The organism is Streptomyces olivaceoviridis (assembly GCF_014650115.1).
Classification (GTDB): domain Bacteria; phylum Actinomycetota; class Actinomycetes; order Streptomycetales; family Streptomycetaceae; genus Streptomyces; species Streptomyces olivaceoviridis.
Map to the genome: position 1 here is coordinate 58,600 of NZ_BMUI01000022.1, position 24,651 is coordinate 83,250.

25 protein-coding genes are annotated in these 24,651 nt (G+C 71.6%); 23 read left to right on the top strand and 2 right to left on the bottom strand.

Annotated features, from left to right (window positions below):
* Positions 1-2: 2 nt before the first annotated feature.
* The 3 genes from IE273_RS32235 (at position 3) to ftsH (ending at position 6,137) form a co-directional block, all read left to right on the top strand.
* Positions 3-2,456: a [protein-PII] uridylyltransferase gene (locus tag IE273_RS32235; protein WP_189818692.1), complete on the top strand. Its 2,454-nt coding sequence runs from the start codon at positions 3-5 to the stop codon at positions 2,454-2,456.
* Positions 2,457-2,537: 81 nt separating this feature from the next.
* Positions 2,538-4,085 carry a signal recognition particle protein gene (gene ffh, locus IE273_RS32240; protein ID WP_189818693.1) on the top strand — a complete coding sequence of 516 codons (1,548 nt, stop codon included), beginning with the start codon at positions 2,538-2,540 and terminating at the stop codon, positions 4,083-4,085.
* Between the two features lie 117 nt (positions 4,086-4,202).
* Positions 4,203-6,137: an ATP-dependent zinc metalloprotease FtsH gene (gene ftsH / locus IE273_RS32245; protein ID WP_189818694.1), complete on the top strand. Its 1,935-nt coding sequence runs from the start codon at positions 4,203-4,205 to the stop codon at positions 6,135-6,137.
* A gap of 13 nt (positions 6,138-6,150) precedes the next feature.
* Here the strand turns inward: ftsH and IE273_RS32250 are convergent, their stop codons facing one another.
* A complete protein-coding gene (locus IE273_RS32250) occupies positions 6,151-7,035 on the bottom strand; it encodes a class I SAM-dependent methyltransferase (protein ID WP_189818695.1) in 885 nt (294 codons plus the stop codon).
* A gap of 522 nt (positions 7,036-7,557) precedes the next feature.
* Between IE273_RS32250 and IE273_RS32255 the strand changes: the two genes are divergently transcribed.
* The 17 genes from IE273_RS32255 to IE273_RS32335 all read left to right on the top strand — a co-directional run bounded on the left by IE273_RS32255 (position 7,558) and on the right by IE273_RS32335 (position 20,670).
* On the top strand, positions 7,558-8,154 hold the full coding sequence (locus tag IE273_RS32255; RefSeq protein ID WP_189818696.1) for a hypothetical protein: 597 nt from the start codon (positions 7,558-7,560) through the stop codon (positions 8,152-8,154).
* Positions 8,155-8,453: 299 nt separating this feature from the next.
* The gene (gene rpsP, locus IE273_RS32260) at positions 8,454-8,873 is read left to right on the top strand and encodes a 30S ribosomal protein S16 (RefSeq protein ID WP_061925778.1); all 420 of its coding nucleotides are present in this window, start codon (positions 8,454-8,456) and stop codon (positions 8,871-8,873) included.
* Between the two features lie 5 nt (positions 8,874-8,878).
* Entirely contained in the window at positions 8,879-9,118 is a 240-nt protein-coding gene (locus tag IE273_RS32265) for an RNA-binding protein (RefSeq protein ID WP_003973401.1), read from the top strand.
* An 82-nt stretch (positions 9,119-9,200) separates the two neighbouring features.
* The gene (gene rimM, locus IE273_RS32270; protein ID WP_189818697.1) at positions 9,201-9,758 is read left to right on the top strand and encodes a ribosome maturation factor RimM; all 558 of its coding nucleotides are present in this window, start codon (positions 9,201-9,203) and stop codon (positions 9,756-9,758) included.
* Complete coding sequence (trmD, locus tag IE273_RS32275) at positions 9,755-10,588, top strand: tRNA (guanosine(37)-N1)-methyltransferase TrmD (RefSeq protein ID WP_189818698.1); 834 nt, start codon at positions 9,755-9,757, stop codon at positions 10,586-10,588. Before rimM ends, trmD begins: the two co-directional genes overlap by 4 nt.
* 134 nt (positions 10,589-10,722) lie before the next feature.
* Positions 10,723-11,073 carry a 50S ribosomal protein L19 gene (gene rplS, locus IE273_RS32280; protein WP_189818699.1) on the top strand — a complete coding sequence of 117 codons (351 nt, stop codon included), beginning with the start codon at positions 10,723-10,725 and terminating at the stop codon, positions 11,071-11,073.
* A gap of 46 nt (positions 11,074-11,119) precedes the next feature.
* Positions 11,120-11,821 (top strand): signal peptidase I, encoded by a 702-nt coding sequence (lepB, locus tag IE273_RS32285; protein ID WP_189818700.1) that lies wholly within the window; start codon positions 11,120-11,122, stop codon positions 11,819-11,821.
* On the top strand, positions 11,814-12,905 hold the full coding sequence (gene lepB, locus IE273_RS32290) for a signal peptidase I (protein WP_189818701.1): 1,092 nt from the start codon (positions 11,814-11,816) through the stop codon (positions 12,903-12,905). The genes lepB (IE273_RS32285) and lepB (IE273_RS32290) overlap by 8 nt, the downstream gene beginning before the upstream one ends.
* The gene (lepB, locus tag IE273_RS32295; RefSeq protein WP_189818702.1) at positions 12,793-13,812 is read left to right on the top strand and encodes a signal peptidase I; all 1,020 of its coding nucleotides are present in this window, start codon (positions 12,793-12,795) and stop codon (positions 13,810-13,812) included. Before lepB (IE273_RS32290) ends, lepB (IE273_RS32295) begins: the two co-directional genes overlap by 113 nt.
* Before the next feature lie 65 nt (positions 13,813-13,877).
* Entirely contained in the window at positions 13,878-14,666 is a 789-nt protein-coding gene (lepB, locus tag IE273_RS32300; protein ID WP_189818703.1) for a signal peptidase I, read from the top strand.
* Complete coding sequence (locus tag IE273_RS32305; protein WP_014675275.1) at positions 14,656-15,192, top strand: NUDIX hydrolase; 537 nt, start codon at positions 14,656-14,658, stop codon at positions 15,190-15,192. Before lepB (IE273_RS32300) ends, IE273_RS32305 begins: the two co-directional genes overlap by 11 nt.
* Before the next feature lie 56 nt (positions 15,193-15,248).
* Positions 15,249-15,557 (top strand): DUF2469 domain-containing protein, encoded by a 309-nt coding sequence (locus tag IE273_RS32310; RefSeq protein WP_014675276.1) that lies wholly within the window; start codon positions 15,249-15,251, stop codon positions 15,555-15,557.
* A gap of 176 nt (positions 15,558-15,733) precedes the next feature.
* Positions 15,734-16,099 carry a YraN family protein gene (locus tag IE273_RS32315; protein ID WP_165951766.1) on the top strand — a complete coding sequence of 122 codons (366 nt, stop codon included), beginning with the start codon at positions 15,734-15,736 and terminating at the stop codon, positions 16,097-16,099.
* Complete coding sequence (locus IE273_RS32320) at positions 16,100-17,725, top strand: YifB family Mg chelatase-like AAA ATPase (RefSeq protein WP_189818704.1); 1,626 nt, start codon at positions 16,100-16,102, stop codon at positions 17,723-17,725. It abuts the gene before it with no gap.
* The gene (dprA, locus tag IE273_RS32325) at positions 17,722-18,882 is read left to right on the top strand and encodes a DNA-processing protein DprA (protein WP_189818705.1); all 1,161 of its coding nucleotides are present in this window, start codon (positions 17,722-17,724) and stop codon (positions 18,880-18,882) included. Before IE273_RS32320 ends, dprA begins: the two co-directional genes overlap by 4 nt.
* A 323-nt stretch (positions 18,883-19,205) precedes the next feature.
* Entirely contained in the window at positions 19,206-20,048 is an 843-nt protein-coding gene (gene whiG, locus IE273_RS32330) for an RNA polymerase sigma factor WhiG (RefSeq protein ID WP_030649029.1), read from the top strand.
* A gap of 64 nt (positions 20,049-20,112) precedes the next feature.
* The gene (locus tag IE273_RS32335; RefSeq protein ID WP_189818750.1) at positions 20,113-20,670 is read left to right on the top strand and encodes a TetR/AcrR family transcriptional regulator; all 558 of its coding nucleotides are present in this window, start codon (positions 20,113-20,115) and stop codon (positions 20,668-20,670) included.
* A 205-nt stretch (positions 20,671-20,875) separates the two neighbouring features.
* Here IE273_RS32335 and IE273_RS32340 read toward each other — a convergent pair whose 3' ends face one another.
* Positions 20,876-21,445, bottom strand: coding sequence for a M23 family metallopeptidase (locus IE273_RS32340; protein WP_189818706.1), 570 nt, complete (start codon positions 21,443-21,445; stop codon positions 20,876-20,878).
* Positions 21,446-21,717: 272 nt separating this feature from the next.
* Between IE273_RS32340 and rpsB the strand changes: the two genes are divergently transcribed.
* From rpsB to pyrH, 3 genes are all read left to right on the top strand, one after another.
* Complete coding sequence (rpsB, locus tag IE273_RS32345) at positions 21,718-22,635, top strand: 30S ribosomal protein S2 (RefSeq protein WP_189818707.1); 918 nt, start codon at positions 21,718-21,720, stop codon at positions 22,633-22,635.
* A 151-nt stretch (positions 22,636-22,786) separates the two neighbouring features.
* Positions 22,787-23,623: a translation elongation factor Ts gene (gene tsf, locus IE273_RS32350; RefSeq protein ID WP_014675283.1), complete on the top strand. Its 837-nt coding sequence runs from the start codon at positions 22,787-22,789 to the stop codon at positions 23,621-23,623.
* Between the two features lie 215 nt (positions 23,624-23,838).
* On the top strand, positions 23,839-24,597 hold the full coding sequence (gene pyrH / locus IE273_RS32355; RefSeq protein ID WP_171152412.1) for a UMP kinase: 759 nt from the start codon (positions 23,839-23,841) through the stop codon (positions 24,595-24,597).
* Positions 24,598-24,651: the final 54 nt, after the last annotated feature.

Consider the following 24,651-nt stretch of genomic DNA (forward strand, 5'->3'; position numbering starts at 1 on the left):
GGGTGACCGGTACGGATGTGCGCGAAGAGACGGAAGACTCGGGACCCGGCGGCTACGCGGCGGCCCGGCTGCGCCTCCTCACGGAGGGGGCGCGGTCCGGGCCGCCGCGCCGTGCCGCCCTGTCCGGACTGACCGACGACTGGCTCGCCGGACTGTTCGACGCGGCGGCGGGAGCGGCGCACGGCGTCTCGCTCGTCGCCGTCGGCGGCTACGGCCGCGGGGAACTGTCCCCGCGCAGCGACCTCGACCTCGTCCTGCTCCACGACGACTCCGACCCCGGCGCGGTCGCCGCCCTCGCCGACCGGATCTGGTACCCGGTCTGGGACCTCGGGCTCGCCCTCGACCACTCCGTCCGCACCCCCGCCGAGGCCCGCAAGACGGCCGGCGAGGACCTCAAGGTCCACCTCGGCCTGCTGGACGCCCGCCACCTGGCCGGCGATCCCGCCCTCACCGCCGGCCTGCGCACCGCCGCCCTCGCCGACTGGCGCAACCAGGCCCCCAAGCGCCTCCCCGAACTCCAGGAACTGTGCGCCGAACGCGCCGCGCGCCACGGCGAGCTCCAGTACCTGCTGGAACCCGACCTCAAGGAGGCCCGCGGCGGCCTCCGCGACGCCACCGCCCTGCGCGCCGTCGCCGCCTCCTGGCTGGCCGACGCCCCCCGCGAGGGCCTGGCCGACGCCCGCCGCCGTCTCCTCGACGTCCGGGACGCCCTGCACCTGGCCACCGGCCGCGCCACCGACCGGCTCGCCCTCCAGGAACAGGACCAGGTGGCCGCCGAGCTGGGGCTGCTCGACGCCGACACCCTGCTGCGGCAGGTCTACGAAGCGGCGCGGGTGATCGCGTACGCCAGTGACGTGACCTGGCGGGAAGTGGGGCGCGTGCTGCGTGCGCGCGCCGTCCGGCCGCGTCTGCGCGCCATGCTGGGCGGGACCAAGCCGGTCACCGAACGGTCGCCCCTGGCCGAAGGCGTGGTGGAACAGGACGGCGAGGTGGTGCTCGCCCGCGCCGCACGTCCCGAGCGCGACCCCGTGCTCCCGCTGCGCGCCGCGGGCGCCGCCGCCCAGGCCGGCCTGCCGCTCTCCCTGCACGCCGTACGGCGCATGGCCGCCACCGCGCGCCCCCTGCCCACGCCCTGGCCCGCCGAGGCCCGCGAGCAGCTGGTCACCCTGCTCGGCTCCGGCCGCCCCACGATCGAGGTCTGGGAGGCCCTGGAGGCCGAGGGCCTGATCACCCGCCTGCTGCCCGACTGGGAGCGGGTGCGCTGCCGGCCGCAGCGCAACGCCGTGCACGTGTGGACGGTGGACCGCCACCTGATCGAGACGGCGGTCCGCGCCTCCGAGTTCACCCGCCGCGTCAGCCGCCCCGACCTGCTGCTGGTCGCCGCCCTGCTGCACGACATCGGCAAGGGCTGGCCCGGCGACCACTCGGTGGCCGGCGAGATCATCGCCAAGGACGTCGCCGCTCGGATCGGCTTCGACCGCTCGGACGTGGCCGTGCTGTCCCTGCTGGTGCGCCACCACCTGCTGCTCATCGAGACCGCCACCCGGCGCGACCTGGACGACCCCGCCACCGTCCGCTCGGTCGCCGAGGCCGTCGGCAGCCAGAGCACCCTGGAGCTGCTGCACGCCCTCACCGAGGCGGACGCCCTCGCGACCGGCCCGGCCGCCTGGTCCTCCTGGCGCGGTTCCCTCGTCGCCGACCTCGTCCGACGGGTCCGCGCCGTCCTCGCCGGGGACGCCCCCGACGAGCCCGAGCCGGCCGCGCCCACCGCCGAGCAGGAACGCCTCGCCATCGAGGCCTACCGCACCGGCGGCCCGGTCCTCGCCCTGCGCGCCCAGACCGAACCGGTCCCCGACGAGGAGCCGGCCGGCGACCCGGAACCCCTGGGCGTGGAGCTGGTCATCGCCGTACCCGACCAGCCCGGTGTCCTCCCCGCGGTCGCCGGTGTCCTCGCCGTGCACCGCCTCACCGTGCGCACGGCGGAACTGCGCGCGCTGCGCCTGCCGGACGGCGTGGACGACGACGGAACCGTCCTCCTCCTCAACTGGCGGGTCGCCGCCGAGTACGGCTCCCTGCCCCAGGCGGCCCGGCTGCGCACCGACCTGGTCCGCGCCCTGGACGGCACCCTCGACATCGCCGGCCGCCTCGCCGAACGCGACGCGGCCTACCCGCGCCGCCGCGGCTGGACCGCCCCGCCGCCCCGGGTGGCCGTCGCCCCGGCCGCCTCCCACCACGCCACGGTGATCGAGGTCCGCGCCCAGGACGCCCCGGGCCTGCTGTACCGCATCGGCATGGCCCTGGAGAAGGCGGGCGTACGGGTGCGGAGCATGCACGTGAGCACGCTGGGCTCCAACGCGGTGGACGCGTTCTACGTCACGACGGGGGCGGGCGCGCCCCTGCCCGCCGGGGACGCGGCGTCGCTGGCGGGGGTGCTGGAGGAGGCGCTGCGCGGATGAGCTGCCCCGGTGCTTGCGGCGCCGGGATACCCTGGAGGGCGACCTTCAAGACCGTCACCGACCCCGAGGACCGCGAGCGCCGTGTTCGACACTCTCTCCGATCGCCTGTCAGCGACTTTCAAGAACCTGCGCGGCAAGGGACGGCTCTCCGAGGCGGACATCGACGCCACGGCGCGCGAGATCCGCATCGCGCTCCTCGAAGCCGACGTGGCGCTGCCCGTCGTGCGGGCGTTCATCAAGAACGTCAAGGAGCGCGCGCTCGGGGTCGAGGTCTCCCGGGCGCTCAACCCCGCCCAGCAGGTCCTCAAGATCGTCAACGAGGAACTGGTCACCATCCTCGGCGGCGAGACCCGGCGTCTGCGTTTCGCCAAGCAGCCGCCCACCGTGATCATGCTGGCCGGTCTCCAGGGTGCCGGTAAGACCACCCTCGCGGGCAAGCTCGGCAAGTGGCTCAAGGAACAGGGCCACTCCCCGCTGCTGGTCGCCGCCGACCTCCAGCGCCCCAACGCCGTCAACCAGCTCAGCGTCGTCGCCGAGCGCGCCGGTGTCGCGGTGTACGCGCCGGAGCCGGGCAACGGCGTCGGCGACCCGGTGAAGGTCGCCAAGGACTCCATCGACTTCGCGAAGTCCAAGGTCCACGACATCGTGATCGTGGACACCGCCGGCCGCCTCGGTATCGACGCCGAGATGATGCAGCAGGCCGCGGACATCCGGGACGCGGTCGGCCCCGACGAGATCCTGTTCGTCGTCGACGCCATGATCGGTCAGGACGCCGTCAACACCGCCGAGGCCTTCCGCGACGGCGTCGGCTTCGACGGCGTGGTCCTCTCCAAGCTCGACGGTGACGCCCGCGGTGGTGCGGCCCTGTCCATCCGGCAGATCACCGGCAAGCCGATCATGTTCGCGTCGAACGGCGAGAAGCTGGACGACTTCGACGCGTTCCACCCGGACCGGATGGCCTCCCGCATCCTCGACATGGGTGACCTGCTCACCCTGATCGAGCAGGCGGAGAAGACGTTCAGCCAGGAAGAGGCCCAGAAGATGGCCTCGAAACTGGCGTCGAAGAAGGGCCAGGACTTCACCCTGGACGACTTCCTGTCCCAGATGGAGCAGGTCAGGAAGATGGGCAGCATCAGCAAGCTGCTCGGCATGCTCCCGGGCATGGGCCAGATCAAGGACCAGATCGCCAACCTGGACGAGCGGGACGTCGACCGCACCGCCGCGATCATCAAGTCGATGACCCCGGCCGAGCGCCAGGACCCGACGATCATCAACGGCTCCCGCCGCGCCCGTATCGCGCGTGGCTCCGGTGTCGAGGTCAGTGCGGTGAAGAGCCTGGTCGAGCGGTTCTTCGAGGCCCGCAAGATGATGTCCCGCATGGCCCAGGGCGGTATGCCGGGCATGCCGGGGATCCCGGGCATGGGCGGCGGTCCCGGCCGGCAGAAGAAGCAGCAGAAGAAGGCCAAGGGCAAGCAGCGCTCCGGCAACCCGATGAAGCGCAAGCAGCAGGAGCTGGAGGCGGCGCAGCGCCGCGAGGCCGCCGCGCAGGCCGGGGACGTGTTCGGGCTGCCGCACCAGGGCGGCCAGGACTTCGAGCTGCCGGACGAGTTCAAGAAGTTCATGGGCTGAGTTCACGAAGCGCACGGGCTGAGTCCCGCTCGCACGAAACGCCGGGGGCGCCTCCCTGCCGCAGGGGGGGCGCCCCTTGCGCGTGCCGAGGTCCCTGGGGTGTCGTAACGTCCAGGTATGAGTGATGCGGCGCCGCCCCGCAAGGCGCCTGATCAGCCGTGGCGCGCCGAGGGCACACCGGAGGAGCCCCCGCGGCGGTCCGGCCGGCTCCGGGGCGGCAAATGGTGGGGCCTGCTCGCCACCGCGGTGGTCGTCTTCGTGCTGGCCTACGTCGGGCTGCACTACTTCGGCCAGGGCAACGAGCCGACGATCTCGTACACGGAGTTCAGCAGACAGGTCGGCGAGGGCAATGTCGCCACGATCTACTCCAAGGGCGACGCGATCCAGGGCCGGCTCAAGAACCCCCGCTCCGATCCCGAGGGCGGCGGGAAGTACACCAAGTTCAAGACGCAGCGGCCGGCCTTCGCGGACGACCGGCTGTGGCAGAACCTGAGCAGCCACGGGGTCACGGTCACCGCGCGGCCGGTCGTACAGGAACGCAGCCTGACGGCCAACCTGCTGATGTCCCTCATCCCCATCGCGGTCCTGGTCGTGGTGTGGCTCCTCGTCCAGCGGCGGTTCGGCGGGATGCTGCCCGGCGGGGGTGGCCTGTTCGGCCGCAGGTCGCCGCCCAGACCGGTCGGGCCGCGGCCGGACACCGAGCGCACGACCTTCGCCGACGTGGCCGGCATCGACGAGGTCAAGGGCGAACTCGACGACGTCGTCGACTTCCTGGAGCACCCCGACGTCTACCGCAGGATGGGCGCGAAGCTGCCGCGCGGGGTCCTGCTCTCCGGACCGCCCGGCACCGGCAAGACCCTGCTCGCACGGGCGGTCGCGGGGGAGGCCGGCGTGCCGTTCTTCTCGGCCTCGGCGTCCGAGTTCATCGAGATGATCGTGGGCGTCGGCGCCTCCCGCGTCCGCGAGCTGTTCGCCGAGGCCCGCAAGGTGGCGCCGTCGATCATCTTCATCGACGAGATCGACACCATCGGACGCGCGCGCGGCGGCAGTTCGTCGATGAGCGGCCATGACGAGCGCGAGCAGACGCTGAACCAGATCCTCACCGAGATGGACGGCTTCTCGGGCGCCGAGGGCGTGATCGTCATCGCCGCGACCAACCGCGCGGACATCCTGGACCCGGCGCTGACCCGTCCCGGCCGCTTCGACCGGGTGGTCACCGTGTCCCCGCCGGACCGCGGGGGCCGCGAGTCGATCCTGCGGATCCACACCCGGCAGATCCCGCTCGCGCCCGACGTGGACCTGACGCAGCTCGCCCGCGTCACCCCCGGCATGACCGGCGCGGATCTGGCCAATCTCGCCAACGAGGCCGCTCTGCTCGCGGTCAAGCGCAAACAGGAGCAGGTGACCGGCGCCGACCTGTCCGAGGCGCTGGAGAAGGTGCAGCTCGGCGCCGAACGCACCCTGGTCATGCCGGAGGAGGACCGCCGCCGTACCGCGTACCACGAGAGCGGCCACGCCCTGCTCGGCATGCTGCAACCCGGTGCCGACCCCGTCCGCAAGATCACCATCGTGCCGCGCGGCCGGGCGCTCGGGGTGACCATGTCCACGCCAGAGGTGGAGCGGTACGCGCACTCCGAGGAGTACCTGCGCGGGCGCATCATCGGCGCCCTGGGCGGCATGGCGGCGGAAGAGGTCGTCTACGGGGTCGTCACGACGGGTGCCGAGAACGACCTCGAACAGGTCACCAACATCGCGCGCGGGATGGTGGGCCGCTGGGGCATGAGCGAGCGCGTCGGGCGGCTGTCCGCCCTGCCGAGCGACGCCCAGCAGGCGTACGGACTGTCGGCCGCCCCGCAGACCCTGGACGTCATCGACTCCGAGATGCGGCGGATCGTGGACGAGTGCTACGAGGAGGCGTGCCGCAAGCTCCGCGACCACCGGGGCCGGCTGGACGCGCTCGCGCGGGCGCTGCTGGAGAACGAGACGCTGGAGGAGGCCGACGCCTACCGGATCGCCGGGATCACCCGCCTGACCAAGCCGAGCGAGGACTGACGACGGACCGGTCCTAGGGCACGCGAGCGATGAGGTAGCGGAAGACGTTCGGCATCCACACGGTGCCGTCCGGACGGCGGTGCGGGTGCAGGGCCTCCGTCAACTCCTTGTCGACCTGTTTGGCGTCGGTCGCCGCGATCGCCGGGTCGAACAGGCCGGTGGACAGCAGCCCCCGTACGGCGCTGTCGAGGTCGGCGTACCCGAACGGGCAGGCGACCCGGCCCGAGCCGTCCGGCTTCAGCCCGGACCGCCCGGCGACCCTCTCCAGGTCGTCGCGCCGGGCGGGCGGCCGGCCGCGCGCGCCGCGCAGCGGATCGGCCAGTTTGGCGGCCACCCGCAGCACCGAGGAGGTGGCGCAGCGCTCCGGTGGTCCCCAGCCGGCCAGCACCACGGCGGCCCCCCGCCCGGCCAGCGGCAGCGCGCCGGCGAGCAGGTCGTCCAGCCCCTCGGTGTCGCCGGCGAGGCCGCCGACCGGCTCGAAGGCGGTCACCAGGGTGTACGCGCCCGTCTCCGGGCGGCCCGTGGCCGCGGGCGGGCCGTCGAGGAGTTCCGCGGCCGTACGCGCGCGCGTGCCGTGTCCGCCGTCGCCGCCCCGGCCGGGCGGGGCCTCCGGCAGCAGGCGCTCGCGCGCGAGGGCGAGCCGTTCGGGGGAGGCGGAGTCGACACCGGTGACCGCGGCGCCCCTGGAGGCCGCCATCAGCAGGGCGAGCCCGGAACCGCAGTTCAGCCCCAGCAGCCGGGTGGCGGGGCCCACTTCGAGTCGGTCGTACACGGCTTCGTAGAGCGGTACGAGCATCCGCTCCTGGATCTCGGACCAGTCACGCGCGCGTGCGCTCAGGTCCACGCGGGGCGCGGACTCCGCGTGGGACGTGTGCTGCCGCACGAGCGTAGGTGTCATAGGTAAGCGCCCCAATCCGCCGACAGTTCGCCGCCGCGCCCGGTTGCGTGCCCCCGTGCCGTGCGCGCGCCCTTCCCACGTATGCCAGGTAACTCCCGGCTCGCGGTGGCGTCCAGGGGTCGTGGGGCCTGGTTTGGGGTGAGGGCGCCGGTGTGGCGAGATTTCACATCCCGGCAATCCGGATGGCCCTACCGTGTCGGCCCCAGGGCGGCGGGCCGGTGACGGAGGTCGCGGCGGTACGCGGTAACGTCACGCAGGCCGCGGACGCTGACCGGGGCGAGGGCGTGCGCCGAGAGCGGCCGAAACGCCTCTTGCGCAGCAGTCGGCCCTCGTCGCCTCAGGGCTCACCGGCAATGCGTAGCGCGGACTACGCACCAGCTTGGTAGGAGCTGTGACGCTTCTCCGCAGATCAGCGCACCCGCCCTCGTCAGGACGCATCAGTGGCAACTGACGGGTACGTGCAAAATTATTTGGGATGCCCCGGAATAGGAACACAGCGGCCCTCCCGCTCGTTGTCATTACGTGAGCACGACACAGACACCACCTGTTCTCGCCGCAGAGCTGGCGCAGGCGTGGGCCGACATTCAGCGGTACCACCCCGAGCTGCCTGACCTTGCCGCACCTGAATCCCTGATCGGGGAGTCGTCGTCCGCGTGCGGTCACGAACTCTCCTTCGAGAGGCTGCTCCATGAGGCAGTCCACGGCATCGCCGCCGCCCGCGGCGTCCGCGACACCTCCCGGGCGGGCCGCTACCACAACCGCCGTTTCCTCGCGATCGCCGAGGAACTGGGCCTGGACCACCCCGAGGAGCCGCACCCGAGCAGCGGTTTCTCACTGGTCACGCTCAACTCCGAGGCGAAGCGGCGCTACCGCCCGACCATCGAGCGGCTCCAGCGCGCCCTGAAGGCCCACACGGTGGCCACCTCGGCCGACACCTCCCGCACCTTCCGCGGCCCGGCCGCCCGGCACGGCTCCTCCGGTGGCGGCGTCCGTGTCAAGGCGGTGTGCGACTGCGGCCGCAACGTCCGGGTGGTGCCCTCGGTCCTCGCCCAGGCCCCGATCGTCTGCGGCGGCTGCGGCAAGCCGTTCAGGATCCCGGAGGTCGTGGGAGCGGCGTAGCGGTCACGGCTGCTCGTGGCAGCCGTGGCCGGTGGCGACCGCGACCTCACAGCACCGGGCGGCGCACCCGACGTGACCTCACCTCCACGCCGGGTGCCTCGTCGGCATGTCCGGGCGCAGCTCGCGCACCCTCGGCCGAGAGCGGCCCGCGGGGTGTGGCAGAATGGCTAGCTGTACTCGACAGCCGCATAGGACCCCTCTCTCCTCCGGCTGACGCGTCCATCGGGCACTCGGGTACCGCAACCCCACGCGGCGACTCGCCGTGCCCAACCACGTCAAATCCAGGAGAACCCACTCCCGTGGCAGTCAAGATCAAGCTGAAGCGTCTGGGCAAGATCCGTTCGCCTCACTACCGCATCGTCGTCGCCGACTCCCGTACCCGCCGTGACGGCCGGGCCATCGAGGAGATCGGCAAGTACCACCCGACCTACAACCCGTCGGTCATCGAGGTGGACGCCGAGCGTGTGGCGTACTGGCTCGGCGTCGGCGCCCAGCCGACCGAGCCCGTGCTCGCCATCCTGAAGAAGACCGGCGACTGGCAGAAGTTCAAGGGCGAGCCGGCTCCCGCGCCGCTGCTCGTCGCGGAGCCGAAGGCCACCCGTCCGTCGTTCGAGGCTCTCGGCGGTGACGACGAGGGCAAGGGTGAGGCGATCACCCAGAAGAAGAAGGCTGAGAAGAAGGACGAGGCCGCTGCCGAGTCCGAGTCCACCGAGGCCTGAGCAGCATGCTCGAAGAGGCGCTTGAGCACCTCGTGAAGGGCATCGTCGACAACCCTGACGATGTGCAGGTCGCCTCGCGCAACCTGCGCCGCGGGCGCGTGCTGGAGGTCCGGGTCCACCCGGACGACCTCGGCAAGGTGATCGGCCGCAACGGCCGCACCGCGCGCGCCCTGCGCACCGTCGTGGGCGCCATCGGCGGTCGCGGTGTCCGCGTCGACCTGGTCGACGTGGACCACGTCCGCTGACGCTTCATCGCAACCGGCTCGGGCCGGGGAGGGCCACAGGGCCGTCCCCGGCCCGCAGTCGTACGACAGGAGATTTGGACAGGTGCAGCTCGTAGTCGCACGGATCGGCCGTGCCCACGGCATCAAGGGCGAGGTCACCGTCGAGGTACGTACCGACGAGCCGGAACTCAGGCTCGCGCCCGGCGCCGTACTCGCCACGGATCCCGCCTCGACGGGACCGCTGACCATCGAGACCGGGCGCGTCCACAGTGGCCGCCTCCTCCTGCGCTTCGCGGGTGTCACCGACCGCAACGCCGCCGAGGCGCTGCGCAACACCCTGCTGATCGCCGAGGTGGACCCCGAGGAACGGCCCGAGGACGAGGACGAGTACTACGACCACCAGCTCATCGACCTCGACGTCGTCACCGAGGACGGCACGGAGGTCGGCCGGATCACCGAGATCTCGCACCTGCCCACGCAGGACCTGTTCATCGTCGAACGCGCCGACGGCAGCGAGGTGCTGATCCCCTTCGTGGAGGAGATCGTCACCGAGATCGACCTGGCGGAGCAGAAGGCGGTCATCGCGCCCCCGCCCGGCCTGATCGACGACCGCGCCGAGATCGCCTCCGCCAGGGACGAGTCCGGGGACGACGGCGCATGAGGCTCGACGTCGTCACGATCTTCCCGGAGTACCTGGAGCCGCTGAACGTCTCCCTGGTGGGCAAGGCACGCGCGCGTGGGCAGCTCGACGTCCGGGTGCACGACCTGCGCGCGTGGACGTACGACCGGCACAACACGGTGGACGACACGCCCTACGGCGGCGGCCCCGGCATGGTCATGAAGACCGATGCGTGGGGAGACGCCCTCGACACGGTCCTCGTCGACGGTTACGAGACGGGCGCGCGGGCGCCCGCGCTGATCGTGCCCACGCCCAGCGGTCGCCCCTTCACCCAGGAACTGGCCGTCGAGCTGTCCGAGCGCCCCTGGCTGATCTTCACCCCGGCGCGCTACGAGGGCATCGACCGGCGCGTCGTGGACGAGTACGCGACCCGGATGCCGGTCTACGAGGTCTCCATCGGCGACTACGTCCTCGCCGGCGGTGAGGCGGCCGTCCTGGTAGTCACCGAGGCCGTCGCCCGGCTGTTGCCCGGCGTCCTCGGCAACGCGGAGTCCCACCGCGACGACTCCTTCGCCCCCGGCGCGATGGCCAACCTCCTGGAAGGCCCCGTCTACACCAAGCCGCCCGTCTGGCGCGGCCGGGACATCCCCGAGGTGCTGCTCAGCGGCCACCACGGGAAGATCGCCCGCTGGCGGCGTGACGAGGCCCTGCGGCGCACGACCCTGAACCGCCCCGACCTGATCGAGCGCTGCGACCCCAAGGCCTTCGACAAGAAGGACCGCGAGATGCTCTCCATCCTGGGCTGGGAACCGGACCCGGACGGGGAGCCGTACGGCCGATTTTGGCGCCGGGCCGAGGGCGTGGAACAATAGACCGCTGTTGTGCGCCCGTCCGGCGTGCGCCCCTGCCACGGGGGGACACGACGCCCGCCCCGACCCGCACGGCAGACTCCTGTACACCTAGCTCCCGTTGATGACCTGTGGCATCAGCGAAGAAAGCAGACGAAATGTCTCACCTGCTCGACTCCGTCGACGCCGCGTCGCTGCGCAGCGACATCCCGGCCTTCCGCCCGGGTGACACCGTCAACGTCCACGTGCGCGTCATCGAGGGCAACCGCTCCCGTGTGCAGCAGTTCAAGGGCGTTGTGATCCGCCGCCAGGGCTCCGGTGTCCGCGAGACCTTCACGGTCCGCAAGGTCTCGTTCTCCGTCGGCGTCGAGCGCACCTTCCCGGTGCACACCCCGATCGTCGAGAAGATCGAGCTGGTCACCAAGGGTGACGTGCGCCGCGCCAAGCTGTACTACCTCCGTGACCTGCGCGGCAAGGCCGCGAAGATCAAGGAGAAGCGCGAGAGCTGAGCGCTTTCGCGCTAGTCACAGCGGAGCCGGATAGCATCTGGCCCCGATGGACACCGAAGCACAGCCGACGGAACGCGACCGCTCCTCCCACCCCGGTACTCCGGGGGCGGAGGGTCGGTCGCGTTTCGCGTTGGTGTCGCGCGCCGCCGAGTGGCTTCCCGGTGGCAGGATCACCCTCACGCTCTTCCTCTGCCTGGCGTTCCTGCTGGTCCTCAACGCTTTCGTGGTGCAACCGTTCCAGATTCCGAGCGGATCCATGGAACAGGGATTGAGGATCGGCGACCGCGTTCTCGTAAACAAGTTGGCGTACCGTTTCGGTGCCCAGCCGCGCCGCGGCGACGTGATTGTGTTCGACGGCACCGGGTATTTCGGGGACGCCGACTACATCAAGCGCGTGGCCGGTGTGGGGGGAGACCATGTGGTCTGCTGCGACAAGAAGGGGAGGATCGAGGTGAACGGCCGACCGGTCGACGAGACGGCGTTCCTCTATCCCGGGGACAGCGCCTCCAGCGTGCCCTTCGACGTCGTCGTGCCTCCGGGCCGCCTCTTCGTCCTCGGCGACCACCGCAGCGACTCCAGCGACTCCCGCGACCACCTCGGCTCGCCCGGCGGCGGCATGATCCCCGTCGGGGACGTCATCGGCCGGGCCGACTGGATCGTGTGGCCGTACCGCCACTGGACGCACCTGACCCGGCCGTCCGCCTACGCGCGCGTGCCCGCCGCCCCGACCGGAGGCGCCCATGGGTAACCGCGGCAAACCGCGCGGGGTGCCCAGCACGCCCGCCGACAACCTGCTGCCCACCGGGGTACGCCGCACCTCCGCGCCCGGCGGTGGACGCACGCGCGCGGAGCGGCGGCAACTGCAACGCAAGGTCAAGCGCAAGCGCAGACGGTCGGCCGTCCGGGAGATCCCCCTCCTGGTCGGTGTCGCCGTCCTCATCGCGCTCGTCCTGAAGACGTTCCTCGTGCAGGCGTTCGTGATCCCGTCCGGGTCCATGGAGGAGACGATCCGGATCGGCGACCGGGTCCTGGTCGACAAGTTCACCCCGTGGTTCGGCTCCGAACCGCAGCGCGGGGACGTCGTCGTGTTCCACGACCCGGGCGGCTGGCTCCAGGACGAGCAGACCGCCAAGAAGCACGACCCCGTCGTCGTCAAGCAGTTCAAAGAAGGCCTCACCTTCATCGGCCTGCTGCCGTCCGACAACGAGAAGGACCTGATCAAACGGGTCATCGGGGTCGGCGGCGACCACGTCAAGTGCTGCGACGCCCAGGGCCGCGTCACCGTCAACGGCGTCCCGCTCACCGAGGGCGACTACCTCTACCCCGGGGACGTGCCCTCCGCCACGCCCTTCGACATCACCGTCCCCCAGGGCCGGCTGTGGGTGATGGGCGACCACCGGGGCAACTCCGCGGACTCACGCTTCCACCAGAACACGGCCTACGGCGGCACGGTCTCGCTGGACTCGGTGGTCGGTCGGGCCATGGTCATCGGCTGGCCGGTCGGTCACTGGACGCGCCTGGAAGAACCTAAAACCTTCGCAAGCGTCACCGACGCGGCGCCGGGGACGACCGCTGGTCCCCAGGCGTCGCATAGGGTTGCCTCCGAGAATCCGAACGGAATGACCCAGCTCCCGACCCCTGCGGAACTCCCGCTCGTTATGGGAGTGGTGGGCCTGCGCCGGGTGCGGCGCGGGCGGCGGCACAGAGTGAGGAGTTGGCGTGGGGGATGTGGCGGTTGGCGCACGGTCGGGACACGACGGCGAGGAGCACCGCAGGCACCCTGTGGAACCGGACGTTCCCGTACCGGGCAGCGCCATGAGCTCCGGGAATGACGCGGCGGCGGGCGACGAGGGCACGCCGGAGGGCGAGCCGGAGCCGCGCGTCGACGGCCCGGGCGGGGGCGCGGCGGCCGTGCGGCCGAGGCAGCCGCGGTCCTTCTGGAAGGAACTGCCGATCCTGATCGGCATCGCGCTGGTCCTGGCGTTGCTGATCAAGACGTTCCTGGTACAGGCGTTCTCGATCCCGTCCGACTCGATGCAGAACACCCTCCAGCAGGGCGACCGGGTGCTGGTCGACAAGCTCACGCCGTGGTTCGGGTCCAAGCCCGAGCGCGGTGAGGTCGTCGTCTTCCACGACCCGGACAACTGGCTGGCCGGCGAGCCGACGCCGACGCCGAACCCGGTGCAGAAGGTCCTCAGCTGGATCGGCCTGATGCCGTCGGCGGAGGAGAAGGACCTGATCAAGCGCGTGATCGGGGTCGGCGGCGACACGGTCGAGTGCAAGGGCAGCGGCCCGCTGAAGGTCAACGGCAAGGCGCTGAACGAGCCGTACGTCTACCCGGGCAACACGCCGTGCAGCGTGGACGACCAGGGCGGCCAGTTCACGGTCAAGGTCCCCAAGGGCTTCATCTGGGTGATGGGCGACCACCGCCAGAACTCCCGTGACTCCCGGTACAACCAGTCCGACCGGAACCACGGCATGGTCCCCGTCGACAAGGTCGTCGGCCGCGCGATCGTCAAGGCCTGGCCGATCAACCGCTGGGGCACCCTGCCGATCCCGGACACCTTCGACCAGCCCGGCCTGGACGAGCAGTCCTCCGCCGCCGCGTCCCTGACGGTGGCCCCCGAGGGCATCGCCGTCGCGGCGGTCCTGCCGGTGGTGGTCTGGCGGCGCAGGCGCACCGACCGCCAGGAGTCCGAGAACGCGGCGCTCCGGCAGGCGGAGTCCACGAAGCGGTAATCAGCCGCCCCGGCCTGGCGAGAGGGGCTGCCCCTGTTCGGTACCGCCGGGTAGGGTGCGGGTCCATGGGTGGCGAGAGCATGACGCGTACGGCCCCGCGGGGCGGCGGCACCGGCACGGCACCGGCCGGCGGCGGCAGTCGGCTCGGGCAGCGGCTGTCCGGACTGGCCGTGGCGCTGGGTCTGGTGCTGTTCCTCGGCGGCTTCGCCTGGGGCGCACTGGTCTACCGGCCGTACACCGTGCCCACCAGCTCGATGACCCCCACCATCGACGCCGGTGACCGGGTGCTGGCCCAGCGCGTCGACGGTGACGAGGTGCGGCGCGGTGACGTGGTCGTCTTCGAGGACAAGACCTGGGTCAGCAACGCCAAGGTGGTCAAGCGTGTGGTCGCCGTGGGCGGGGACACCGTCTCCTGCTGCACGAACGGCAAGCTGACCGTCAACGGCAAGCAGATCGACGAGCCGTACCTGCCCGAGGGCAGCCTCGCCGAGATCAAGAACTTCGCCGAGGTGACCGTCCCGGAGGGCCGGCTGTTCCTCCTCGGCGACGAACGCCAGGGGTCCCTGGACTCCACCGCCCACCTCACCGACACCGCACAGGGCACCGTGTCCCGTGGCGCTGTGTCCGCCCGCGTGGAGGCCGTGGTCTGGCCCTGGAAGGGCATGCTCAAGCGCCCCACGGGCTTCGAGACGCTCGGTGCCCTCTCCGAGCCCGGCCCGCTGCGCACGATCGAGCTGCTGATCGTGGCCGGCGCGGTCCTGGTCCTCGGCGGTGGCGCCTACGGCCCGATCGCGGGCCGCGTGAGCCGCTCCCGCGCCCGCACGGCCCGTCCGGAGACGGCCGGTGTCCGCTGAGACCACGCGGCCGGCGGGGGAGTCGTACGAGGGCGAGGACGGGGCCGGTCCGCGCAAGGTGGCCCGGGTTGTCCTCCTCGACCCCGAGGACCGCATCCTGCTCCTGCACGGCCACGAACCGGACGACCCGGCCGACGACTGGTGGTTCACGCCCGGCGGCGGCCTGGAGGGCGCCGAGACGCGCGAGGAGGCCGCGCTGCGGGAACTCGCCGAGGAGACCGGTATCACCGACGTCGAACTCGGCCCCGTGCTCTGGCGGCGGCGGTGCTCGTTCCCGTTCGCGGGCCGCCGCTGGGACCAGGACGAGTGGTACTACCTGGCCCGTACGACCCAGACGGCCACCGCGGCGACGGGCCTGACGGAGCTGGAGCGGCGCAGCGTCGCCGGAGCGCGCTGGTGGACGTGTCAGGAACTGACCCGGGCACATGAGACGGTGTATCCGACCAGACTCGCCGAGCTGCTGCGCACGCTGCTCGTCGAAGGTCCCCCCGCCCGGCCCGTGACCCTTGACACGGAAATCGTCTGAGGGTTCCCGGGACTGGCGCACAATGGGGGGATCGCACGGCTGAAGGGGAACATGCCATGAGCGCCGAGGACCTCGAAAAGTACGAGACCGAGATGGAGCTGAAGCTCTACCGGGAGTACCGAGATGTCGTCGGTCTGTTCAAATACGTGATCGAGACCGAGCGGCGGTTCTACCTCACCAACGACTACGAGATGCAGGTGCACTCGGTGCAAGGTGAAGTCTTCTTCGAGGTCACCATGGCCGATGCCTGGGTCTGGGACATGTACCGGCCGGCTCGTTTCGTGAAGCAGGTCCGGGTGTTGACGTTCAAGGACGTGAACATCGAGGAGCTGAACAAGAGCGATCTGGAGTTGCCGGGCGGGTGACGGGGTGACGGGGTGACCGGGTGACCGGGTGACCGGGTGACCGGGTGGGTGACCGGGTGGTAACTGGGTGGGCGGCGCGGACGGGTGACGGAGTTTTCCACAACCGCTGAGCAGTCCACCAAGATCAACACCGCTCGGCCGGATGCGTGACCGTTGGCGCCGGAGGTGGTGCCGACATGAACAAGGCACGCAACGGACTCGGCAAGTACGGCGAGGACCTGGCCGCCCGGCGGCTGGCCGCACAGGGAATGACGATCCTGGAGCGCAACTGGCGCTCCGGCAGGTCCGGCGAGATCGACATCGTGGCCAGGGACGGCGACGCCCTGGTCGTCTGCGAGGTGAAGACCCGCAGGGGCGGTGGCTACGAACACCCGATGGCCGCGGTGACCCCCGCGAAGGCGGCCCGGCTCCGCGCACTCGCCGAGCACTGGATCCAGGCCCATGGAGGAGCCCCACCGGGCGGCGTCCGCATCGACCTCGTCGGCGTCCTGCTGCCCCGCCGGGGCGCCCCGTCCGTCGAGCACGCGCGAGGGGTGGCCTGAATGGCGTTCGCCCGTACGTGCGCGGTCGCCCTGGTGGGCGTCGAAGGCGTGGTCGTCGAGGTCCAGGCCGACCTCGAACCCGGGGTCGCGGCCTTCACCCTGGTCGGCCTCCCGGACAAGAGCCTGACGGAAAGCCGCGACCGGGTGCGGGCGGCGGTGGTGAACTCGGGCGCGGCGTGGCCGTCGAAGAAGCTCACCGTCGGACTCAGCCCGGCCTCCGTCCCCAAGGCCGGCTCGGGGTTCGACCTGGCCGTCGCCTGCGCGGTGCTCGGTGCCGCCGAACGGATCGACCCCCGGGTCCTCGCCGACATCGTCATGATCGGAGAACTGGGACTGGACGGCCGGGTGCGCCCGGTCCGGGGCATCCTGCCGGCGGTCCTCGCGGCGGCCGACGCCGGGTACGAGCAGGTGGTCGTGCCCGAGTGCGCCGCCGCCGAGGCATCGCTGGTACCCGGTGTGTCCGTGCTGGGTGTCCGCAGTCTGCGGCAGCTCATCGCGGTCCTGACCGAGGAACCCGTCCCCGACGAGACACCGGACGAGCAGGGTCGGCCCGATCCCCTCCTGGCAGGACTGCGCGTCCCGGGCACGGGCGCCGCCACCGGCATGCACAGCATCGGCGCCACGCACCACGACCACGAACACGACCTGGCCGATGTCGTCGGGCAGATCTCCGCCCGCACCGCCGTGGAGGTGGCGGCGGCCGGCGGACACCACCTGTTCCTGGAGGGACCGCCCGGCGCGGGCAAGACCATGCTCGCGGAGCGCCTGCCCGCCGTGCTTCCCCGGCTCACCCGGGAAGCGTCGCTGGAGGTCACGGCCGTGCACTCGGTCGCCGGGCTGCTGCCCCCGGGCAAGCCGCTCATCGACGTCGCCCCCTACTGCGCCCCGCACCACTCGGCGACGATGCAGTCACTCGTCGGCGGCGGGCCGGGCATCGCCCGGCCCGGCGCGGTGTCCCTGGCCCATCGCGGCGTGCTGTTCCTGGACGAGGCGCCGGAGTTCCACAGCCAGACGCTGGACGCCCTGCGACAGCCGCTGGAGTCGGGGCACGTCGTCATCGCGCGGAGTGCGGGCGTGGTCCGGTTCCCGGCGCGGTTCCTGATGGTTCTGGCGGCCAACCCCTGTCCCTGCGGACGCTTCTCACTCCGCGACTCGCTGTGCGAGTGCCCGCCGTCGGCGATCCGCCGCTACCAGTCCCGGCTGTCCGGCCCGCTGCTGGACCGGGTGGATCTGCGCGTCGAGGTCGACCCGGTCACCCGGGCCCAGCTCACCGAGCCCGGCGCCCGCGGGGAGTCCACGTCGACCGTGGCCGACCGGGTGCGGCAGGCCCGGGAGCGGGCGGCGGCCCGCCTGACCGGCACCCCGTGGCGCACCAACAGCGAGGTGCCCGGCCGCGAGCTGCGCAGCCGGTACCACGCCGCCGCCGGAGCCATGGACGACGCCGAGCGCAGCCTGGAACGGGGCGTGCTCACCGCCCGCGGGATCGACCGTGTCCTGCGCGTCGCCTGGACGGTCGCCGACCTCGTCGGACACGACCGCCCGGACGCCACCGACGTCGCCCTGGCCCTGCAACTGCGCACCGGTGTCCCCCGCGGAGTACCGATGGCCATCGGAGCGCTGACGTGACCGGGGAAGAGGACCCCGGCGCCGAACTGCTCGGGCGGGTGTTTCTCGGGCGGGTCGTCGAGGCGGGGGACGAGGTCGCTGGGCGGTGGGTGCGGGAGTTCGGGGTGGGGGAGGTGGTGCGTCGGCTGCGGTGCGGCGGGGACGCCTTACCGGGGGTGAGCGGAACCCGGTGGGAGGGGCTCGTCGCGCGGGCCCGGCGGGCCGAGCCGGAGCGGGATCTGGAGACGGCCCGGGCCGCCGGGGCGCGGTTCGTCCGTCCGGGGGACGCCGAGTGGCCCCGGCAGCTCGACGACCTCGGGGACGCGCGGCCCCTCGGGCTGTGGGTGCGGGGGCGGCCGAACCTGCGGATGTGGGCGCTCCGCTCCGTGGCCGTGGTCGGCGCCCGAGCCTGCACCGAGTACGGCGCCCACGCTGGAGCCACCCTCGCCTCCGGTCTCGCCGAGCGCGGCTGGGTCGTCGTCTCGGGCGGGGCGTACGGCATCGACGGCGCCGCCCACCGCGGCGCCCTCGCCACCCACGGGGCCACCGTCGCCGTCCTGGCCTGCGGCGTCGACCAGTCCTACCCCCGCGGCCACGCCGCGCTGATCGCGCGTATCGCGGAACAAGGACTGGTGGTGGGTGAGCTGCCGCCGGGCGATCATCCGACCCCCAGCCGGTTCATCCTCCGCAACCGCGTCATCGCCGCGCTGACCAGGGGCACCGTCGTCGTGGAGGCGGCCTGCCGCAGCGGCTCGCTGGCCACCGCGCGGGCCGCGCAGCGCCTCGGCCGGTTCACCATGGGCGTCCCCGGCCCGGTCACCAGCGCCCTCTCCGCCGGCGTGCACGAACTGTTGCGCGGAGAGGCCACCCTGGTCACCGATGCCACGGAGGTCATCGAACTAGTGGGCGACATGGGCGAGCTGGCGCCGGCCCGGCGGGGCCCCGTCCTCCCGCGTGACCTGCTGCAACCCGCCGCCCGCACGGTGCTCGCCGCCCTCCCCGGCAACCGCGCGGCCCCCGCCGAGGAGATCGCGCTGGGTGCGCGCACCACGCGGGACGACGTGATCGCGAGACTGTACGAACTCCGAGCACTTGGTTACGTCGAACGACACGGCGACGGCTGGAAGTTGACACGCCAGGCGATGATCTCGGTCCGAAATGGTCACCGTCCGTGCTGACGGGCCGTGTTCGGCCGTCCGGGGGAACCCCCGACGCCCTTGGCGTTTCCCGGAGTTGGCGCCCCCGGCCGGTCACACAGAGCAAGCCCCGGCAGGGGGTCACCCGACCGGCGCGAGCGCCCCGCGCACGGGTGGCGCAGCCCTGTTCGCGCACCGCGACTCCTCAGTCACGCTACGCTCACGAAGGTGGTGGCGCAGATCGCGCCAACCCCACATCAGACCGTCACCTCACCCAGGCAGCCCCACTTCACCCCAGGAACCTCACCTCAACCCACTTCACGGCACTTCACGGCACTTCACGGCAGAACGGCACAAGGCGACGAATGCCCCAGCACACCTCCGGGTCCGACCGGGCGGCGATCCCCCCAGCCGCCCGCGACGGTGGCAGCGTGCGACCGCCCGCTCCCTCGACACTCGACGAGCTGTGGCGGTCGTACAAGGCGACGGGGGACGACCGGCTGCGGGAGCAGCTGATCCTGCACTACTCGCCGCTGGTCAAGTACGTGGCCGGCCGGGTCAGCGTCGGGCTGCCGCCCAATGTGGAGCAGGCCGACTTCGTCTCCTCGGGCGTGTTCGGGCTGATCGACGCGATCGAGAAGTTCGACATCGACCGGGAGATCAAGTTCGAGACGTACGCGATCACCCGGATCCGCGGCGCGATGATCGACGAACTGCGGGCGCTGGACTGGATCCCCCGCTCGGTGCGGCAGAAGGCGCGGAACGTCGAGCGCGCCTACGCCACCCTGGAGGCGCGGCTGCGGCGGACGCCGACGGAGGGGGAGGTCGCCGCCGAGCTGGGCATGGAGGTCGACGAACTGCACGCCGTGTTCAGCCAGTTGTCGCTGGCCAACGTCGTCGCCCTGGAGGAACTCCTGCACGTCGGCGGGGAGGGCGGGGACCGGCTCAGCCTGATGGACACGCTGGAGGACACCGCCGCCGACAATCCGGTGGAGGTGGCCGAGGACCGCGAGCTGCGGCGGTTCCTGGCGCGGGCGATCAACACGCTGCCCGAGCGGGAGAAGACCGTCGTCACCCTGTACTACTACGAGGGGCTCACGCTCGCCGAGATCGGCAACGTGCTCGGGGTCACCGAGAGCCGGGTCAGCCAGATCCACACCAAGTCGGTGCTCCAGCTGCGGGCCAAGCTGGCGAGCTTCGGGCGCTGACTCCTGCCTTCCGGGACGGCGTGTCCGTAAAGTGGTCGACGTGCCAAGGATTCGAGCGGCCTCCGTGGCCGAACACCGGTCGATGCAGCGAGCCGCCCTGCTGGACGCGGCTCGGTCCCTGCTCTCCGAGGGTGGGACGGAGGCGCTGACCTTCCCGGCGCTGGCCGAGCGGACGGGGCTGGCGCGGTCGTCCGTGTACGAGTACTTCCGGTCCCGGGCCGCCGTGGTCGAGGAGCTGTGCGAGGTCGACTTCCCGGTGTGGGCGGCGGAGGTCGCGGCGGCGATGGAGCGGGCCGGGACGGCCGAGGGCAAGGTCGAGGCGTATGTGCGGCAGCAGCTCGCACTGGTGGGGGACCGGCGGCACCGGGCGGTCGTCGCCATCTCCGCGAGTGAGCTGGATGCCGGGGCCCGGGAGAAGATCCGGGCGGCCCACGGGGGGCTGGTCGCGATGATCGTCGAGGCGCTGGAGGAGCTGGGGCACGGGCAGCCCCGGTTGGCGGCGATGTTGTTGCAGGGGGTCGTGGACGCGGCGGTACGGCGTATCGAGCTGGGCGCGGCCGAGGATCCCACGGTGGTGACGGAAGCGGCCGTGACCATGGCGCTGCGAGGCGTAAAGGGCTGAACGGCACCGCAGCGCCCCGGAGGGGGCGCGGGGAACTGCGCGAGTGACCACGGCGGGCCCGCGGTCGGCTCGCGACGGTAGCGACTCCCCTCACGCACCCCGCGGCCAAGGCGAAGCCGAACCCGCAGTCCACCCCGCGGCCGAGGCGAAGCCGAACCCGCGGCCAAGGCGAAGCCACCCCGCAGCCGCGGCGCAGCCCACCCCGCTAAGACAGAACCGGCAGCAATCTCGACGGCCCCCCGCCCAGCAGCCACGGTGGCAGCACGGACAGTGGGTTCACGTACGCGTCACCCCGCAGCAGACCCCAGTGCACGCACGTCCGTGTCCCGCAGTGGGACCCCGTCGGCTCCACCACCCCGACCACCGCCCCCGCCCCCACCTCCTGCCCTTTCCGGACCGACGCCCGCACCGGCTCGTACGTCGTCCGCAGATCCGTCCCCCGCAGTTCCACCGAGACCACGCCCCGCCCCGCCACCCGCCCGGCGAACACCACCCGGCCCGGTGCGACCGCCCGTACGGGCGCCCCGGCCGGCGCTCCCAGATCCACCCCCCGGTGCCCGGGGCCGTACACCGTCGCCGGTGGTTCCCAGCCCCGCAGGACCGGTGGGCGGACACCGACCGGCCAGGCGCGGGCCACCGGCGGCACCGGGGTCGTCGGAGGGCGCGGCGGCACCACCGGAGGCGTGTCCGCCCAGGCCAGAGGCGTGAGCAGGACCGCCGCCAAACCCAGGACCAGCGCCGGCCACAGCAGCGCGCATCGCATCGTTCGTCGCATGCCGACACCGTCGCGCACATCCGCCGATCGTGGCCCGGCCTGTGGACCATTCGCCGGTTGTGGACAGCGGCGTCACCCGGTGCCTCGCCGGTCCCGTACACTTCTTCTGGCGATCCGGGTCACCGGGTCGACTTCGCACGCCCCGGTACGACGGCCGGCAACGGTTCGTACCAAGCGCCCCTCGGTCCTTCGCGGCACGGCGCATCGCGGGCGTCAGGCGTGTCCGCCGTCCGGCGGACGCGGCACAACCGAGAACACCAAGGAGAACGGCCATGGCCGTCGTCACGATGCGGGAGCTGCTGGAGAGCGGCGTCCACTTCGGTCACCAGACCCGTCGCTGGAACCCGAAGATGAAGCGCTTCATCTTCACCGAGCGCAACGGCATCTACATCATCGACCTGCTCCAGTCGCTGTCGTACATCGACCGCGCCTACGAGTTCGTCAAGGAGACCGTCGCCCACGGCGGCACGGTCATGTTCGTCGGCACGAAGAAGCAGGCGCAGGAGGCCATCGCCGAGCAGGCCACCCGCGTCGGCATGCCCTACGTCAACCAGCGCTGGCTGGGCGGCATGCTCACCAACTTCTCGACCGTCTACAAGCGTCTGCAGCGCCTCAAGGAGCTTGAGCAGATCGACTTCGAGGACGTCGCCGCGTCCGGTCTGACCAAGAAGGAGCTTCTCGTGCTCTCGCGCGAGAAGGCCAAGCTGGAGAAGACCCTCGGCGGTATCCGCGAGATGCAGAAGGTGCCCAGCGCCGTCTGGATCGTGGACACCAAGAAGGAGCACATCGCCGTTGGTGAGGCCCGGAAGCTGAACATCCCGGTCGTCGCGATCCTCGACACCAACTGCGACCCCGACGAGGTCGACTACAAGATCCCGGGCAACGACGACGCGATCCGCTCCGTCACCCTGCTCACCCGCGTGATCGCCGACGCCGTCGCCGAGGGCCTCATCGCCCGCTCCGGCGTCGCCACCGGCGACAAGGGCGAGAAGGCCGCGGGCGAGCCGCTCGCCGAGTGGGAGCGTGACCTGCTCGAAGGTGAGAAGAAGGACGAGGCTCCGGCCGCCGAGGCCGAGAAGCCGGCCGAGGCCGCTGCCGAGGCTCCGGCCGCCGAGGCTCCGGTCGCCGAGGCTCCGGTCGCCGAGGCTCCGGTCGCCGAGGCCCCGGCCGCCGAGGCCGAGCAGGCCTGACGCCGATCCGTCAGCGTTCGACGGCGGGGGCGGGACATGACTCCGCCCCCGCTGTTCACCCGTAGGTCGGCACGACGTACGCGGTCCGCGACTACATGTGGGTCGCGACCGTGCGGATCTAAACCAGACTTCGAGAAAGACTCACAGACTCATGGCGAACTACACCGCCGCCGACGTCAAGAAGCTCCGTGAGCTGACCGGCGCCGGCATGATGGACTGCAAGAAGGCGCTGGACGAGGCCGAGGGCAACGTCGAGAAGGCCGTCGAGGCGCTGCGCATCAAGGGCCAGAAGGGCGTCGCCAAGCGCGAGGGCCGCTCCGCCGAGAACGGCGCCGTGGTCTCCATCATCGCCGACGACAACTCCTCCGGTGTCCTGGTCGAGCTGAAGTGCGAGACGGACTTCGTCGCCAAGGGCGAGAAGTTCCAGGCCGTGGCCAACGCCATCGCCGAGCACGTCGCCAAGACGAACCCGGCCGACCTCCAGGCCCTGCTGGCCTCCGAGATCGAGCCCGGCAAGACCGTCCAGGCGTTCGTGGACGAGGCCAACGCCAACCTCGGCGAGAAGATCGTCCTGGACCGCTTCGCGCAGTTCGCCGACGGCTACGTCACCGCCTACATGCACCGCACCATGCCCGACCTGCCCCCGCAGATCGGTGTCCTGGTCGAGCTCGACAAGCCGAACGCCGAGGTCGCCAAGGGCGTCGCCCAGCACATCGCCGCCTTCGCGCCGAAGTACCTCTCCAAGGAGGACGTGCCGGCCGACGTCGTCGAGTCCGAGCGCCGCATCGCCGAGGAGACCACCCGCGCCGAGGGCAAGCCCGAGGCCGCGATCGCCAAGATCGTCGAGGGTCGCCTCAACGGCTTCTTCAAGGACGCCACGCTGCTCGGCCAGCCGTACGCGCTCGACAACAAGAAGTCGGTCCAGAAGGTGCTGGACGAGGCCGGTGTCACCCTGAAGCGCTTCTCGCGCATCAAGGTCGGCATCTGAGTCCGTACCGCGATCGACGCGCGACCCCCGGAGAAATCCACGAGGAAATCCCGATAGGGTCGACCGCAGTCGTCCGCGCACACCGCCACACCCCGGGGTGGGGCGGACGGCAGCAGATCTGACGAGGAGGCCATTGCCGCGTATGGGAGCGAAAAGCAACCCCATCGGCAATGGCCTTCTTCGTATGTGCAACACGTGAAAGAGTTGGGATCCCCATGACCACCAAGGCCCAGAAGAGCGACGACGGCAAAGTGCGCGGCCGGTTTCTGCTGAAGCTGTCCGGAGAGGCCTTCTCCGGTGGCGGGGGCCTGGGCGTCGACCCGGACGTGGTGCACAAGATCGCCCGTGAGATCGCGGCCGTCGTGCGCGACGGCGCCCAGATCGCGGTCGTCATCGGCGGCGGCAACTTCTTCCGCGGCGCCGAACTCCAGCAGCGTGGCATGGACCGCGCCCGCTCCGACTACATGGGCATGCTCGGCACCGTGATGAACTGCCTCGCCCTCCAGGACTTCCTGGAGAAGGAGGGCATCCAGTCGCGCGTGCAGACCGCCATCACCATGGGCCAGGTCGCCGAGCCGTACATCCCGCTGCGCGCCGTGCGCCACCTGGAGAAGGGCCGCGTGGTCATCTTCGGCGCCGGTATGGGCATGCCCTACTTCTCCACCGACACCACCGCCGCCCAGCGCGCCCTGGAGATCGACGCCGAGGCGCTGCTCATGGGCAAGAACGGCGTGGACGGGGTCTACGACTCCGACCCCAAGACCAACCCCGACGCCGTCAAGTTCGACGCCCTCGGCTACGGCGAGGTCATCACCCGCGACCTCAAGGTCGCCGACGCCACCGCCATCACGCTGTGCCGCGACAACAAGCTCCCGATCCTCGTCTTCGAGCTTCTCGCGGAGGGCAATATCGCCCGCGCCGTCAAGGGTGAGAAGATCGGCACGCTGGTGGGTGACCAGGACAGCCGGGACTGACCCGGGACCAACCCGGCCGGTGATGTGCGGCCCTGTGAGGGGGCCGGACCCCGG